At 45.2% G+C, this 352-nt stretch carries 1 pseudogene; it reads left to right on the forward strand.

The features are described from left to right. A pseudogene (locus tag F752_RS27075) lies at nucleotides 1-327 on the forward strand (transposase); the annotation flags it as partial. Between the last annotated feature and the right edge of the window lie 25 nt (nucleotides 328-352).

The raw sequence follows: 352 nt of genomic DNA on the forward strand, positions 1-352 counted from the left end.
TGAATACACAAGGGCCATTGAAAGGGTAAATTCCTCAAGAGGCAGGCAAATGAAGCTACTCAGGCAAAGCACAGCAGAACCTGTCTTCGGTACGCTTATTAATTTCATGGCCCTGAAGAGAATCAACACCCGGGGCATCATACAGGCAGAAAAGGTAATTCTGATGGCCGCCATGGAATGGGTGCCTGTGCCTATAACCTGAAGAAATGGCTCAACTTCCCGCAAAACAGAAGGAAAATTGCCGCTATGGCACTGCCCAGGCCGAAAAATAGCTGCTTTAGTGCTGTGATTTTTCTCTTGGGCAAAAGAAGCAGGAAAATAAACTAGAGAGTGATGAAATAAGAAAAACTGA

The sequence above is a fragment of the Nafulsella turpanensis ZLM-10 genome (genome assembly GCF_000346615.1).
In the GTDB taxonomy this organism is placed as follows: domain Bacteria; phylum Bacteroidota; class Bacteroidia; order Cytophagales; family Cyclobacteriaceae; genus Nafulsella; species Nafulsella turpanensis.